Annotated in this window: 7 protein-coding genes and 1 pseudogene; 3 read left to right on the plus strand and 5 right to left on the minus strand. The window is 58.1% G+C overall.

All coding sequences use genetic code 11. The annotated features are described in order from the left end of the window. Positions 1-10: 10 nt before the first annotated feature. Both BFQ01_RS00995 and BFQ01_RS01000 read right to left on the minus strand, forming a co-directional pair. On the minus strand, positions 11-769 hold the full coding sequence (locus BFQ01_RS00995; protein WP_027603982.1) for a sulfite exporter TauE/SafE family protein: 759 nt from the start codon (positions 767-769) through the stop codon (positions 11-13). Positions 770-773: 4 nt separating this feature from the next. Beyond that, positions 774-1,859, minus strand: a complete 1,086-nt coding sequence (locus BFQ01_RS01000; RefSeq protein WP_065923906.1) for a TauD/TfdA family dioxygenase — start codon at positions 1,857-1,859, stop codon at positions 774-776. Positions 1,860-1,968: 109 nt separating this feature from the next. On the opposite strand from BFQ01_RS01000, the gene BFQ01_RS01005 reads away from it, so the two are divergent. Then, positions 1,969-2,901: a LysR family transcriptional regulator gene (locus tag BFQ01_RS01005; RefSeq protein WP_027603980.1), complete on the plus strand. Its 933-nt coding sequence runs from the start codon at positions 1,969-1,971 to the stop codon at positions 2,899-2,901. Positions 2,902-3,198: 297 nt separating this feature from the next. On the opposite strand, the gene BFQ01_RS01010 is transcribed toward BFQ01_RS01005, so the two are convergent. Continuing rightward, a complete protein-coding gene (locus BFQ01_RS01010) occupies positions 3,199-4,365 on the minus strand; it encodes an MFS transporter (RefSeq protein ID WP_027603979.1) in 1,167 nt (388 codons plus the stop codon). A 94-nt stretch (positions 4,366-4,459) separates the two neighbouring features. Here BFQ01_RS01010 and BFQ01_RS01015 point away from each other — a divergent pair, with 94 nt between their 5' ends. Continuing rightward, positions 4,460-5,353 carry a LysR family transcriptional regulator gene (locus BFQ01_RS01015; RefSeq protein WP_027603978.1) on the plus strand — a complete coding sequence of 298 codons (894 nt, stop codon included), beginning with the start codon at positions 4,460-4,462 and terminating at the stop codon, positions 5,351-5,353. A 188-nt stretch (positions 5,354-5,541) separates the two neighbouring features. Then, a pseudogene (locus tag BFQ01_RS01020) lies at positions 5,542-6,648 on the plus strand (IS66 family transposase); the annotation flags it as partial. A gap of 203 nt (positions 6,649-6,851) precedes the next feature. On the opposite strand, the gene BFQ01_RS01025 reads toward BFQ01_RS01020, so the two are convergent. Both BFQ01_RS01025 and BFQ01_RS01030 read right to left on the minus strand, forming a co-directional pair. After that, positions 6,852-7,052, minus strand: a complete 201-nt coding sequence (locus tag BFQ01_RS01025; RefSeq protein WP_065923907.1) for a hypothetical protein — start codon at positions 7,050-7,052, stop codon at positions 6,852-6,854. 5 nt (positions 7,053-7,057) lie between these two features. Next, complete coding sequence (locus BFQ01_RS01030; RefSeq protein ID WP_141691226.1) at positions 7,058-14,794, minus strand: two-partner secretion domain-containing protein; 7,737 nt, start codon at positions 14,792-14,794, stop codon at positions 7,058-7,060. Positions 14,795-14,826: the final 32 nt, after the last annotated feature.

Consider the following 14,826-nt stretch of genomic DNA (forward strand, 5'->3'; position numbering starts at 1 on the left):
TTGCTCTGGTTTACAGGAACAGGTCGTAGGACAGCTTGCTGATCAGAATCACCAGTAACACCAGGAATAGAGCCCGGACAAATGGCACGCCTTTATGAACCGCCAGCCAGGTGCCGGTGAGCGCGCCCAGGATGTTGAATGCCGCCATGGGGATTGCGATCAGGTAGAGCACGTTACCCGTCGGAATGAAGAATATCAGTGCCGCTACGTTGGTCGCGATGTTCACTAGCTTGGCCGATGCCGAGGCATGGAGAAAGTCGAAGGCGAAGCAGCGGATAAACAGGAAGATCAGGAAGCTGCCAGTGCCGGGACCGAACAGACCATCGTAGAAACCGATGGCGCCGCCGATGACGATCGCCAGCAGTTTTTCCTTGGTACCGATGCGCATGGGTTTGTGCAGGGCGCCGAAATCTTTTTTCCAGAAGGTGTAGATCGCCATCAGCACAATCAACACCAGCACCGCCGGCCGGATCATCGACTGGGGTACGAACGACACCGTGGCGGCTCCGAAGAAGGCCATGACAAAGGCCGCGCAGGCGGCGGGGATCACAAGTCCCCAGTCGATCACCACCTTGCGCACGAAGGACCGGGCCGCGAATGCAGTACCGCAGGCGGCCGCGACCTTATTGGTACCCAGCAGCGCCGCCGGTTGAGCGGTGGGTAGCACGTTGAATAGCGCGGGAATCTGGATCAGTCCGCCGCCGCCCACCGCCGCATCGATCAGGCCGGCGGCGAAGGCGAACACGCAAAGGATGACAATATCGACCATGAAATCAGGCTCTGACTATGTAGGGTTGATGAGGGTCCAGCGGCACCACGCGTGCCGGATCATTGACCCCGAAGACACGCAACATCCAGCGATCACGGCCGTCGTAGCGGGGGGTAAAACCATCCCGGGCATGCAGGGTTTGCTGGTTCTTGAAGATCAGCATGTCCCCTGGTTGCAGCATGATGTGGTGCACGACATCGGGATGATTGGCGGCGGCGGCAAACAGCTGGAGGGCAAACTGCGCAGGGGCGCAGGTCGCTTCGACACTCGCTTTGTTATAGCGGCAATACAAGCCATCGGTTGCGCTTCTGTAGAGCAAGGGGACGTTTTCCAGCACATTCCCCTGCTTGCCGAAGGAGGCCGGTCGGCGAACGGTGAAGTTCGGTCGTGACAGTTCTTCTTCGACGTAGGCCGGCAGAATGGCCAGCACCTCGTCAATGGCGACGATGCGCGTCGGCACCTCGAGCTCGCAGCGCAGGCCGGTCAGGGACAGGTACTCCGGACAGGCCGACAACTGCGAGACGGGTTCGCAGGTCAAAGGCAGGTGAGGGTTGTCGACATGCATGTCCAGATCCGCGCGCGAGCCATAGGAGCTCTTTTCGGTCTCTCGCTTGCGCTTGGGCGATACGTGACGGAACACGGTGTCGGTGCTTTCGCCCTCGTACGCCAGCGGACGGGTTTGCAGAGTGTGCAGCACGGACAAAATAGCCCCGGCCAGAATCGACAGGTTCTCGATACCCGGCTCCAGGTCATAGGGCGTGGCAGGCAGTTGCGGGTCCAGCGGCAGCCCCCTGACGATCATCGCCACGTCACGGGCTTGTGGAAAATTGCGCAGCTGTTGGATTTTCTCGGTGCCCAGGACACTTTCCAGCAACCGCCCCAGGACCGGCATGCGGCGGATACCCGAGGCGCTATCGGTCACGTCCAGCGACGCCAGCCCGGCCTGAAGTGTGCGTTGTTCTTCCAGCGACAGATGAATTTGCGGTATCTCCCGTCGGGTCGAAGTCACTGATTTTTTTTCCAGCCTTTCATGAATGACTTCATCAATACACGCTGCGGCTTTCCCGATTACTTCATCCAGCTTCGACACGTCCTTGCGCTCCTGTTTGCACCATCCTTGTGGGTTGAACGGGAAGGTTAACGGAAGGGCCTTTTTTGTGTTGCAATGCCGCGTTGTGAAAAATGCAATGAGGTGGAAAGTGGCATTGAATATGTTGGGGGAACTTGAAGCCTTCGCGACCGTGGCTCGCAAGCGCAGCTTCGTCGCCGCGGCACGGACGCTGGGGCGCTCCCCCAGCGCACTGACCCGTGCCGTTCAAGCCCTGGAGGAAAGTGTGGGGCTCAAGTTGTTCAATCGCTCGTCCAATGCCGTGAGCTTGACCGAAGCGGGCGAATGCTTATTGCCCCACGCGTACAAAATGCTCGATCTGCAACGTGAGGTGGATGAAGACCTGGCCGGCCTCAGCGGCCTGGCCTCCGGCTGGATCCGTTTTTCCGCCCCCGAGGTGCTCGGACACGGGGTATTACCCCGGTTGATCGCGCAATACTGCGAGCGTTATCCAGACGTTAACATCGATGTGATTTTCACCGATGAGATCATCGACCCGGCCAAGAGCAAGCTGGACTTCTCGATTCGCGGTGCGTTTCCACAATCCAGCGACTTGATCGGCTTTGCGCTCTGGAGTTACTCACGTTACCTGTATGCCAGCCCCGGCTACCTGGAGCGCAACGGCATGCCCGACTCCATCGAGGCACTGGAGGCGCATTCGCTGATCCTGCATACGGCGCCGCGGATTCTCAAGGAGTGGAATTTTCGCAGTGAGGAGCAGGCCATCAGCTTTCGGGTTCATCCAAAATTTCGGTTCAGCTCCGGCCTGGCGGTATTCCAGGCAGCCCTGGCGGGCGTCGGGATCGCCCGCCTGGCGGATTGGATGGCGGAACCCGAAGTGGAAACTGGGCGCCTGCTCCGGGTGTGTCCTGAGTACAAGCTCACCTCCAGCAGCGGTGAGAGCCCACAGATGCACGCGGTATACCCGGCCGGAAACTTGCCGCTGCGGGTGAAGGCATTGATGGAGATGATCCGTGGCTTAGGTGAAAGCCTCGAATGTAAACGCGGCTCAGCACCTCTATGAAGACGGCCCTCACGTCGCTGTGAGGGGGATTCATTCAAGCATTCTGAATCGCCCCGGCACCGTAGACATCTCCAGCCTGCCAGGCTACGTTCATTAATGAGGCGTCATGGGAGGAAGGTAAAGGGTGTAGGCGCTGACCTTAGACTCCTTGTTCAAACGCTATATTGGGCTCCACTCTAAGTACTCCCGCGGGCAAGCAAAGCGTGTGTTACTCGGCGATTCAGCCATCCAATTTGGTCATGCCAAAATCACAATGGAAGTCACGGAGCAACTGAGTGACTGGCTCTCCCATCAAGCTCACACCAATGCAGTTGCAATCTTTCTGGAACGCCAGGCAAATCCCAGCACCATCAGCAGCCCTAGCCCCGCCACTGCCGCTCCAGCCAGGGAAATCGCCGGATAACCTAGCCCTGCATTGATCACCGCACCGCCCAGTGCCGCACCAATCGCATTGCCGAAGTTAAACGCACCGATGTTCACCGCCGAGGCCAGATTGGGCGCGTCCTTGGCAGCTTCCATGACGCGCATCTGTAGCGGCGGCACCAGGGCGAAACTAGCGATACCCCATATCAGGATGGCAACGGCCGCCGGCAGCGGCCAACGCATCAGTACCGTAAACGCCAGCAAGACGAGAATCAGCACGCTCAGCGAAACGATCAGTGTGCGATCTATCGAGCGGTCAGCGGCCTTGCCGCCCCACATGTTGCCCAGTGTCAGGCCCACACCGAACAGAACCAGCATGGCGGTTATGTAGGCGGTGGACGCGTGGGTCTCGCTGCTAAGGATCGGCGCGATGTAGGTGAAGACGGTAAACATTGCGCCCGAGCCGACTACCGTGAGGGCCAACGCGCCCAGCACCGGGCCACGGCCCAGTACGCGAATTTCGGCCATTACACCGACGCCTGGCGGCGCCTTCAGGTTGGGCAGGGCGAACCATAACGCGGCCATGGCGACCACGCCGAGGCCGGTAATGCCCCAGAATGCAGTGCGCCAACCGAACATTTCGCCAAACCAGGCGGCCAGCGGCACACCGCCAATGGTCGCCAGGGTGAGGCCCATAAACATTGCCGCGACCGCTCCGGCACGTTTCTCAGGGGCGACCACGCTGGCAGCAACGATAGAGCCAACGCCAAAGAACGCACCGTGGTTCAGTGAGGTCACCACCCTGGCGATCATGAGGCTGTAGTAATCGGTCGCCAGGGCTGACATCAGATTACCCAGGGTGAAAATCGCCATGAGTCCGATCAGCAGATAGCGCCGGGGGATCCTGCCGGTAGTCAGGGTCATCAGCGGCGCGCCGAGCAGTACACCCAAGGCGTAAGCACTGACCAACAGTCCCGCAGCGGGAATAGAAACGCCGAGATCCGCAGCGATGCCCGGCAACATGCCCATGGGGGCGAACTCGGTAACACCGATGCCAAAGGCACCTATGGCAAGTGCGACAAGTGGTGGATTGATACGCATGGAAGGCTCCTTATCTATGCTGCCAATGCTACGATCCAGCGTTTTAAGGCGGTAGATAGCATTTTTGGCAATCACCTATGCGTAAGGGGCACAAATGGACTTCAACGGCAGATCCGGTGACATGCTCGTGTTCGCCACCGTGGCGCAGGAAGGCAGCCTATCGGCTGCCGCGCGTGCATTAGGGCTCACACCCTCGGCGGTCAGTCGGATCATCGCGCGTACCGAACAGCGCCTTGGCACCCGACTGCTGTTGCGCACCACCCGAGCGATCAGCTTCACTGCCGAGGGCGAGGCTTTCCTGCGCGGCGCCCGGCGTATCCTGGCCGATATGGCCGAGGTGGAAGAAGCCATCGCCGACCAGGGCGTACCCAGGGGCCGATTGCGGGTCAGTGCCGCCCTTGGCCACGGGCGGCTGGCCATCGTTCCCTTGGTGGCGGCATTCAGCGCCCGCCATCCGAACATCTTGGTCGACCTCACCCTCGGCGACGAAGTGGTCGATATTCTCGGCGGCCAGGCCGATGTGGCGGTACGTTTTGGCCATCTGCCCGACAGCCCGCTGACCGCGCGCAGGATCGGCGACACCGGCCAGGTAGTGGTGGCATCGCCCGAGTATCTGCAACGCCACGGCATCCCTCGCGAACCGGAAGACCTGCTACGGCATAACTGCCTGCGCTTCAACTTCCGGCGTGCCGAACCCAACTGGCCGTTCATCCGCGACGCAAGAGAGTTCTCCCTGAAGGTCTGCGGCAACATCGAATGCAGCAGTGGTGAAGCGCTGGCACAACTTGCGCGAGTAGGTGCGGGCATTGCGCGTATCGGCGAGTTCAGCGTGAGCGAGGATCTGCAGCGCGGTGACCTGATACCGCTGCTGGAAGCCTGGAACCCCGGCGACCGGGAACCGATTCATGCGGTGTTCGTAGGCGGCTCGGCAATGCCGGCGCGGGTGCGATTGTTCGTAGACTTCTTGCTGGAGCATCACCGGATGTAAGCGGTGGCGTCAGCTGATTGAACGAACCATTGGAATGGATCAGTGAGAGATTAGGAATGCAGGTGTGCGAAATGACCTGGTCGGCCCGGGTCTCGTTGTTCGCGATCAGTTGATAGGTTCCACCGCGCGCCTCATGCGATAGCGCATAGAACGACGACAGCGACGGCTGATTAACAGTCATTTGCTAGCTGTATTACACGCCTGGCGTGTTCAGCGTCGAACGCCATATTCGTGGCAAATGGGTTTGCGACAACTGCGAAACCTTGATTCAAGAGCCGGTGCCGGCGCAAGTTATCGACAAAGGCATCCCGACTGCCGGGCTGCTGGCTCAGGTGATGATCGTGAAATACGCCGATCATTTGCCGCTGTACCGCCAGGAGCAAATCTTCGGGCGAGCCGGTCTCGCAATTCCTCGATCAACGCTGGCCAGTTGGGTCGGCGCTTGCGGTGTGCAATTGCAGCCACTGGTGGATGCTCTGCGCGACGTCGTGCTTGAGCACAACGTGGTGCATGTCGATGAAACGCCGGTGCAGATGCTCGCACCGGGCGAGAAGAAGACCCATCGTGCTTATGTTTGGGGCTATGCCACGACTGCCTTCGCTGAGATCAGTGCGGTGGTGTACGACTTCAGCCCTGGCCGCTCGGGCGAGTATGCCCGCAACTTCCTCGGCGACTGGAAAGGCAAATTGGTCTGTGATGATTACAGTGGTTACAAAGCCAGTTTTGCACTTGGCGTCACTGAAATCGGTTGCATGACCCACGCCCGCCGAAAGTTTTATGATCTGCACATCACCAATAAAAGCGTGCTCGCCGAGCAAGCGTTGCGGTACATCGCGGCCCTATATGAAATTGAACGCGAAGTCCGCGATTTGGAACCGGATGTCCGGCGACGAATACGTCAGGAAAAAGCAGCGCCCCTGATGGACGCGTTTCATGCCTGGATGACCGCCCAGCGCGAGCTTTTGCATGAAGGTTTGGGGATTACCAAAGCCTTGGATTACAGCCTAAAACGTAGGGCTGCGTTGAGCCGTTATCTGAACGACGGCACGGTGCCCATAGACAACAACCATATCGAGCAGCAAGTTCGACCTTGGGCTCTTGGAAGAAAAAACTGGCTGTTCGCCGCGTCACTACGCAGTGGCCAACGCGCTGCTGCTCTAATGAGTTTGATCCAGTCGGCCAAGCTCAACGGTCACGATGCGTATGCTTATCTGAAGGATGTTCTTACTCGCCTGCCGACGCAGCGGGCGAGTGAGAGTGGGGAGTTGTTGCCGCATCGATGGCAACCGGCTTAGCTGCACAAGACGGCATTTCCGGAAGCTTACAGTGCTTGGGCGTACGCTCAGTGTAAAAATCGAATGGCCTGCATGGGTTCGGGATCTTAGTTTTATGTGGTGCAAACCAAGTTGCCGACTCGTGCAGGCTTCTCCCATAACTCCAACTTCTTAATTTTTCTTAAGAAGAATCGAGGAAGCGGAGGGTCAACCCCTTACTCTGTTCACTCTTCAATCTGATCAAGCAGTACTCCAACCTCACTCATAAAGTCTAAAGCTCGTTCCCTATTAACCCCGATTCGAGTTTCAAACTCAAAAACTTCTATACCATTACATATTTCATTCAGAGCCGCATAAATGAGCAAAAGCTCCTCACGTTCGATACTGATGCTAGTCTGATTAGATACAGATTCAATGATTTTCATTATTCTCACTTCAAATTATCAAAATATGCACGCCCACCGGTAGGACGAAATGCGGTTCCACCATCAACAGCGTTGGGGTTTCTGATAACAACTGTACCACTAGCCTCATCCCAAAAGGCACTTCTTCCTCCACTCAGTTCGCGAGACGACGTAGGCTTGCTAACAACTTCTTTAATATGCTTCGAAAACTCCTCACGTGTAGTTATCCCAAGGTCTTTATATTCTTCTTGATCAACCACATGCTTATCAAATGCATGACCGTCAGCTATTTCTTCAGCAATTTCCTGCGCTCGTTTTCCCGCATTGGCAGCAGCCGTTGCGGAGCTCCCAGTGACTTGGGCATCGGTACCAGCCTCAATAGCTCCGCCTTTCCCGGCGCTTGTGCCCCCTCCAGCTAATGCTTCTCCCTCAGCAGACTCACTGAACATTCCCTTTATTTTTGACAGGAAGCCAACGCTGCCGGCGGCTCCCTCCTCCAAGAAAAACTCTGGGAAGAGGCCAGTCAGTATCAGCAGAGAAATATTTTTCTTGAGCTTGTCAATGTCGGATACCGACTGCTGCATCGACATTCCGTTGTCATCAGACTGATCCGTAGGATCAAGGTGGAACCCTTGGTCATTGTACTTCTCCGCCGTCCCACCAATCAGGCTGCCCGTCGCTGGATTTCCACCCGCCACACCGGCCGCAATCAATCCAATGATCTGCGCTGTGCCGATTTTCAGTTGGCTTCCTGCGGCGCTCAAGTCAGTCGCATCAAAGCGGGAGCTGACGAACTCTGACAGTAGACCATTCGCAATAGGCGTCAGGCCCTCAGCCACACCGCCTGCGATGGCTCCGCTGGCAAAACTATCACCGCGAGCCTTGGCGATCAAACCGCCCAACGCCGCATGCAGGATCAGCTTCTCAGCAATCTTAGGCGCTACTTCCAGGCCCGCCGCCAAATCACCAATTGCCTTGTTACCTAAAGCGGCGCCAAGATCGATGCCCTCACCGATCAACGCATCTCCTAGGTTCGAGCCAAAACTTCCACCATTGATAGCAGTAGACACACCACTATTGATCAGGGCATGAGTGCCGCTGCGCAATAGGGTATCCGCCCAGTTTTCCGGGCTGAGCATACTGGAAGCATAACCTGGGTTCTGCAACGGCCCAGTGCTGATGACTTTCGATCCACCATTCGCCGCTCCGCTAGTGCCGGAAAACCATTTGGTGTCTGCATAATCGATAAGACCTGCCGTAACACCTGCGATAGCAGCATTTTTCAGGCTACTGCCGCTGAAAGTATCCTTGAGCGCGATACCCAGGTTGCCCTTGTTGGAAATCGTACTGTTGATTGCTGTGCTGGATAGACTGACAGCCACTGCTGCCTGCATAGGACTAAGCCCAAGACCTGCTGGCCCCATTACCAGAGATAGAGCGATGGCAAGGATTACCTGAGCACCAGCTCCCAGCCCGGAATGGCTGTACTTGAAGGACTCGTGCACCTCCTTGACCATGCGCCAGTCCACGTCACCGCGCTTCTCTGCCTCCTTCATCCACGCAAGAGCTGGATCGGCCTTGACCATCGCATCAATGGCCTGGCTAACGGTTTCCTGATCGACCTGTTTCACGTCAATGTGTAGGCCTTCAACAGCATTGATCACCAGTTCTCCCTTCGCGGTGATCTGGCTCTGACGCAATGTTTCATCGGTCGCGCTTTTGGTCGACATCGATGTCCAAGCCAGGCTAGTACTGCTCTTCTCGTGGCTCTCCTGATGCAGATCCTTGACTGCCTCGAAGGTCACTGAACCGCCACTGTTGATAATCAGGTCTTCGCCGCTGTTGAGCTTCGCTGCCTGATAGCGCTGGTTTCCACCGCTGGCGAGCACCATGTCGCCGCCAGAGGTGATCTGACTACTGATATTGGTAACTTGCGTGACTTCGTCACGCTTGGTTTTCTTGGCGCCGAAAGAGCCTTTGCTCTTTTCATCGTAAAGGGAGTAATCACTGTTCTGAGCGGCGAAAACTCCAAGTTTGTTACCCGCTGCGAGATACGCTTCCTTGCCAGCAGTAATGCTGCTGGAGATCACCGCCATGTCTTTACCGGCCGTCACGGCCACATTCCCACCAGCGCTTATACTGCTCGCGACCTGCCGGACGTGGTCCTCCTGAATCGTCAGCTTTTTACTTTTGAAGAGAAAATGGTTTTCATCTGCGGCTGAAGCAATAGTTACGTCACCCGCCCCGACCATGGCGATATCCCGCTCAGCATCGATGTCGCCCGCAACAACCGTAACATCGCGGCCAGCCTGAACCGAAACGTCCCTCCCGGCACTGATACTGGCGCTGTACTGAGTAGTGCTGCTGCTGTTGCGGTTGACGCCGCGACCCAGACTATTGGTGGCCTGCGCGGAAGCGATGTTCACGTCCCGACTGGCGCCCAAGATCACGTCACGCCCACTTTGCAGTGCGCCACCGATGTTATTGATATCTCGCCCCGCCGAAATATTCAGGTCGTTGGCCGACTCGACGCGAGCCGCGCTGTCGACGTAATCGTTACGAACCTGATCTTTTCCGTAAGCAATCTGCGACGAAGTCACCGTGCGCTCGTTTGTTACATCGCCTGTAAGCGCCGTTAACGCCACATCCTTACCGGCGATAACGCCGCCCGCCTTGTTGGTGAGGTCCTTGCTGGCCAACAGATCCAATCGACCACCCGCCTGCACCAGCCCGCTGCTGACCATGTCCTGGCCAGCAACGGCAGACAGGTTATTGGTGGCTTTTAATGTACCGGCATTGGTCAGGTTCTTGCCGGCGATCATCGTCACATCGGTGCCTTGAATCAGCGCCCCATTAGGTGCCAGCCGATTATTGGCCTGCGCCATGTACAACACCGGCACCAGCACCTTCTCGCCATTAACCTCATGTTCTTCAAGCCAGACTATGTCGTGAGTCAGCGCCGCGACCTGTTGCGACGTCAGGGTCACACCAACTGCGAGATTGAGTTCATTCTTACTCGCGATCGCGTTGTTCATCAGGTACTTGAACTGATCCTCATTGGAGGTCTGGCCATCGATGAAGGCTTGGCCGGTGCGAGCGACCACAGCTTGCTGTACCAAGCGTTGTTCGTAGAGCCCGTCACCGAGGCGCTTGGCGCTGGTATCGGGGTCGTAGCCAAGGCGTGTGAGCAAGTAGTCCGAATTCATGAATTGCTTGAGGTCGGTGAGTGCGGGGTTGGTTTCGATCAGGTACTTCGGCGGCTTGACCGCCGTCACGCTGTTAGGGAGGCCTTGCACGCCCACGATTTGGCTGACGGCCGCACCCGAGGTGTCCTGGGCGTTTAGTCGGAACAAGCCGTTTTGACCCGTCGGCAGGCTGAAACCCGGCAACGCAGTTGGGTCAACTTGCAGTTCTGCCAGGTCCGGCGGCAACTGGCGGTTGAGCAAGACGGTTGAAGGTTGGGTCACGCTGAAAACGCTGGTGTTCACTGACCGCTCCTCAACGGCCGTCGTGGTTTTCTGAACCACCAGATTGCTGATGTCGTTACTTGCTGAGACTTTGGAGGCGCCGCCAGCCTGGATGATGGCCGGTGCAGCCGCTTTGCCATCGGCCTGTACCGTCACAGGGTCGTTGATGCCATAAAACAAGGAAGGATCAAACTTCGCGACCAGTTGGCCAAACGCCACGGGATCAAACGGCCCCGAACTCGGATGCTGGTTGTTGTAGGTGCGTACATCGCTCATCAACCGGTAAAAGTCACTCCCCGAAACCCAGTTGCCGGCGCCCACCTCGTGACCGGATGTGCCCGATGCGGAAAGAGCCGCCTGGTTGGTGATGTTGGTGCTGGTGATGGATAGGTCGTTTGCCGCCGACAGCAGGCTGTATTGGTTGAGGACGCTTGTGCTGTTAACCGTGAGGTTGTGCCCAGACACAAATGTGGCCATGGGTGAGTCAACGCTCACGGTGCTTTCAACTGTTTTGTAAATGAATACCGGGCCACGCACACGTGGGCTTTGAGGGCCGTCACAGTGTTGTACGCAGGACATGGTCATGAAGCCGCCTACGACCACCTGCTCCATGCTGAATTTGTCGCGCTGGTTAGCGAAGTTTGCGGCGTCGACGTTGATGTCGCCGCCGGCCTCGATGCTGCCGGAGCGGTTTTCCAGGCGTTGGGCTGAGCTGCCTGGCGCTCTGCCTGTGACGATAAGATTGCCAATGCTGTAGATGTCGGCGTAGCGGTTTTTGATGCTGTTCGCCTGGAGGCTCATATTCCGACCGCTGAATATGAAGCCGCGGCTGCCGTCTTCGGCCTGATCGTTAAGGAGTGTCTCAGCGTTGATGACCAGGTCTTGCGAGGCCGCCAGGGCCCCGTAGTTGGCGAGGCCCGTGGCAGTCACGGTCATATCGCTGCCAGAGGTCAATCGGCCGTAGTTATTCAACTGGCCGATGACATTGATATCGGTTTTACCGCCGCCCGTGATACTGGCGGTAGCGCCGAGGTCCAGCTGAGAGGCAGCCACTTTCAGCTCGGCCAGGCTGCTCATCCGGCCGCTGCCCGAGTAGCCACCGGTCAACTTCAGGCCCAGCGTCCCGTCGCTGCCGATCACGCCGTCATTGACCCAGGTGTCGCCTGTACCGACAAACGCCGTCGACGCCAACAATTGCCCGGTAGCGGTTTGTGTGAAGTCCTTAATGTTGACGTTGAGCGTGCCGGCCTGAATGACCCCGCTGTTGGTCCAGCTTTCGGCATCCAGAGTCAGGTCACCGCCCGTGGTGAAGCTGCCGCCGGCGTTCATTACATCGCTGCTGGCCACACCAAAGTTGCCTTTGCCGGCATGCACGATGCTACCGCCAGTGTTCAGCAAACTGCCGGTCGTGAGGTTGATATCGTTGTTTGCCGTCTCCAGCATGCCGCTCTGGTTATTCAGCCGCCCACCAATCTGGAAGCGGGTGATGCCACTGTTGCCGAGTGCGCGCAGTTTGCCGGTCTGGTTGTCGATGCTGGCCGCTGTGATCGTTAGGGTACTGTCGCTTTCGATAATGCCGAGTCGGTTGTTCAAATCACCGTCGAGGGTCAGGTCGATTATCTGGCCGGAGATTTGGCCACCTTTATCGCCGCTGTTGTCGAAGTTGTTGCCGGTGACGATCACGCCCTGCTTTGCATAGAGCCCACCCTTGCGGTTATCGAAGTCAGCAGTTCGGGTGTCGATCAGCGCGTCACCATCTTGTGCAGCGATGCGTCCGCCGTTGCTGTTGATACCTGCCAGCGCGCGCAAATCAAGCGCGCTCGCCTGGACCGTGCCGCCTTTGCCGTCGAGGTCGTAACCGTTCTTGAGTACGCCAACAAGGCGTGCGGTGAAGGCGTTTTTCAGGCTGGACAGCGTGCCGCCACGGTTATCCACGTTGTCGGCGGTAACGCTCAGTTCGCCGTCCTGGGCGATGATTTTGCCGTCGAGGTTGTCGACATCACCTTTGGTTTCAAGCACCAGCGTCGTTTGGCTTTGCAGCGTGCCGTTGCTGTTCTCCACGCTGGCGACATGCAGGTTGAGGTTTGCGTTCTTGCTGTAGATCAGACCGTCGTTGTCATTCTGCACCTTGCCGGTGGCCGTCAACAGAAGCTGACCGTTGGCGGCGACTGTGCCGCCGTTACGGTTGTCCAGGCCACCGATAAGCAGCGTCATCATGCTCTGGCTGGCGAGCTGACCGCCCTGGTTATCGACCTGATCGGCTCGCTTGAGCAGCAGGTCTCCCACACTGGCGACTGTGCCCTTGGTGTTGGTCAGGGTGCCCAGCAGATCAAGGGTGGCCTCTGCGTTGGTCGCGATGCTGCCGGCAGTGTTGTCCACATCGGTACCGGTGACGGTCAGGCCGAGTTGGGAGCTGATGGCGCCGCTGACGTTGCGCAGCGTCATGGCGGCGGCGACCAGCGTCTCTGCGCTGTCCATCTGGCCCTTGTCGCTGTTATCCAACACACCGTTGACGGTGAGCGTCTGTCCTGCTCCGCTGGACAGGCTACCCTGCCGGTTATCGATGTTGTCCGCACTGACCATCAGCGCTTTTTGGCTAACCAGCGCGCCTGCGTTGCTGTTGTCCAGATCGCCGCTGAGCTTGACGCTGACTTCGCCGTTGAGGCTGGAGAGCTTGCCGTGGTTGCTGTTGTCGAGCTTGCCGCCTTTGACTTCAAGGCCCTGCAACCCAGAGATCAGGCCCAGTTGGTTAAGCACCTGATCGGCTTTGATAGTGAGCGTTTGCTCGCCGATCAAGCTGCCGTTGTCGCTGTTGTTGAGTCTGCCGCCAGTCAGCCGGATACTTACCTTGCTGGCGATTGCACCGCCGCGGTTATCCAGGTCTGCGCTGACAATGCGCAAGTCGCCCTGGCTATAAATTTTGCCTTGGGCATTGAGGAGATTATCTGCGTTGATGCGGGCCTTATCAGCGCTGAGCACCTTGCCGCCATTGCGGTTATCCAGCGTACCTGCGGTAATTTTCGCGAGACGTTGCGCGCTGACAATACCGCCGATGTTATCCAGGGCTTGATCCACCGAAACACGCACGTCATGGCTGGCAACCACACTGCCGTTGTTATGCATGTCCTGGGCGCGGATCTTGATATCGCCCGTGGTATTGCGGGTGTTGTCGTCGTTGACGCCCGCTTCGATGATCGCGTTGTTGGTCAACCGCCCCTGGGTACGAAGCACGATCTGGTCACGAGCCGCGATGTTTTGCTGGATACTCAGCGCATCGCGGGCCTGCAAGTTCACGCTACTGCCGTAAACCGTGCCCTGCATATCGGTACTGGCAGCTTTGACGGTCACTGCGTCAGTGGCAGCGAGTTGCGCAACGGTCAGGTCGCCATTGGCGGCGATCTGAATATCGCCCGCGCTGGCGGCCATTTTCCCGTCAAGCTTTACCCCGACCCCAGCTTCACTGCTGACCAGCTTGATCGCCCCGGCATACATCCCACCCAGGGACGAAGAGTCGATCGCCAGTTGCGGTGCAGTCGCCGGGTCGGCGGCACGCGCGGTGGCCTTGAGCGTCTTGGCGTCAACGTCATTAGCGCCGGCAATGATCGTCAGGTTCTTGGCCTGGATCTCCGCATTGAGCTTGGCCGAGCGGGTGATGATTTCGAAGCGATCGATGTTGTTGGCATTAAGGCCCGCACCTTCGATGGCGACGCTGCCTCCGTCGACTTGGTAACGATTGACCTGGCCGTTTTCGATCACTGCTTTACCGGTGGTCAACGTGGCTTGCGGGGTATTGATAAAACCGCAGCCATTGCAGGTGATGCCATACGGGTTGGCCACGATCACGTGGGCCGACTGCCCAGCCACCTCGGTGTACCCGCGCAACTGACTCGGACTGCCGCCGTTGACCTCGTTGAGGATCACGCTGGCTGCTGTGCCGTTGAGGTTCTGGTTGCCGAGGATAATCCCGCCCAACTGGGTCGACTGGGTGCGGCTGGTGGCGTTGTTGAGGATGACGCCCTGCTGGCCGACGTTGTAATCCTGGAACTGGTTATGGGACAACCCGCTGCCATTGGGCGCCGCGATATTGACGATGGGTACGCCATTGCCCGCCTGGCCCAGCGTAGTCCCCGGCGCGCTGACCACAATCCCATCCGCCTGCGCCAGCAACGGCTGCCAGAACATCGCGTTGGCCAGGATCAACGCCAAGCCGCGCTTGGGCAGTCCCAGGAAAGTGGAGCGCGTTTTCAAGGCCGCAGAAGGTTGGCGCGCAAGAAAGGCGAACTGGCGAACGTCCATGTGATGTCTCGATGCCCAAGGGGCGGTAAAAA

The organism is Pseudomonas sp. 8 R 14 (assembly GCF_900005955.1).
Taxonomy (GTDB): domain Bacteria; phylum Pseudomonadota; class Gammaproteobacteria; order Pseudomonadales; family Pseudomonadaceae; genus Aquipseudomonas; species Aquipseudomonas marginalis.

Coding starts and splice junctions, on each gene's coding strand:
- BFQ01_RS00995 (WP_027603982.1), bottom strand. CDS start 769: ATGGTCGATATTGTCATCCTTTGCGTGTTCGCCTTCGCCGCCGGCCTG.
- BFQ01_RS01010 (WP_027603979.1), bottom strand. CDS start 4,365: ATGCGTATCAATCCACCACTTGTCGCACTTGCCATAGGTGCCTTTGGC.
- BFQ01_RS01015 (WP_027603978.1), top strand. CDS start 4,460: ATGGACTTCAACGGCAGATCCGGTGACATGCTCGTGTTCGCCACCGTG.
- BFQ01_RS01025 (WP_065923907.1), bottom strand. CDS start 7,052: ATGAAAATCATTGAATCTGTATCTAATCAGACTAGCATCAGTATCGAA.
- BFQ01_RS01030 (WP_141691226.1), bottom strand. CDS start 14,794: ATGGACGTTCGCCAGTTCGCCTTTCTTGCGCGCCAACCTTCTGCGGCC.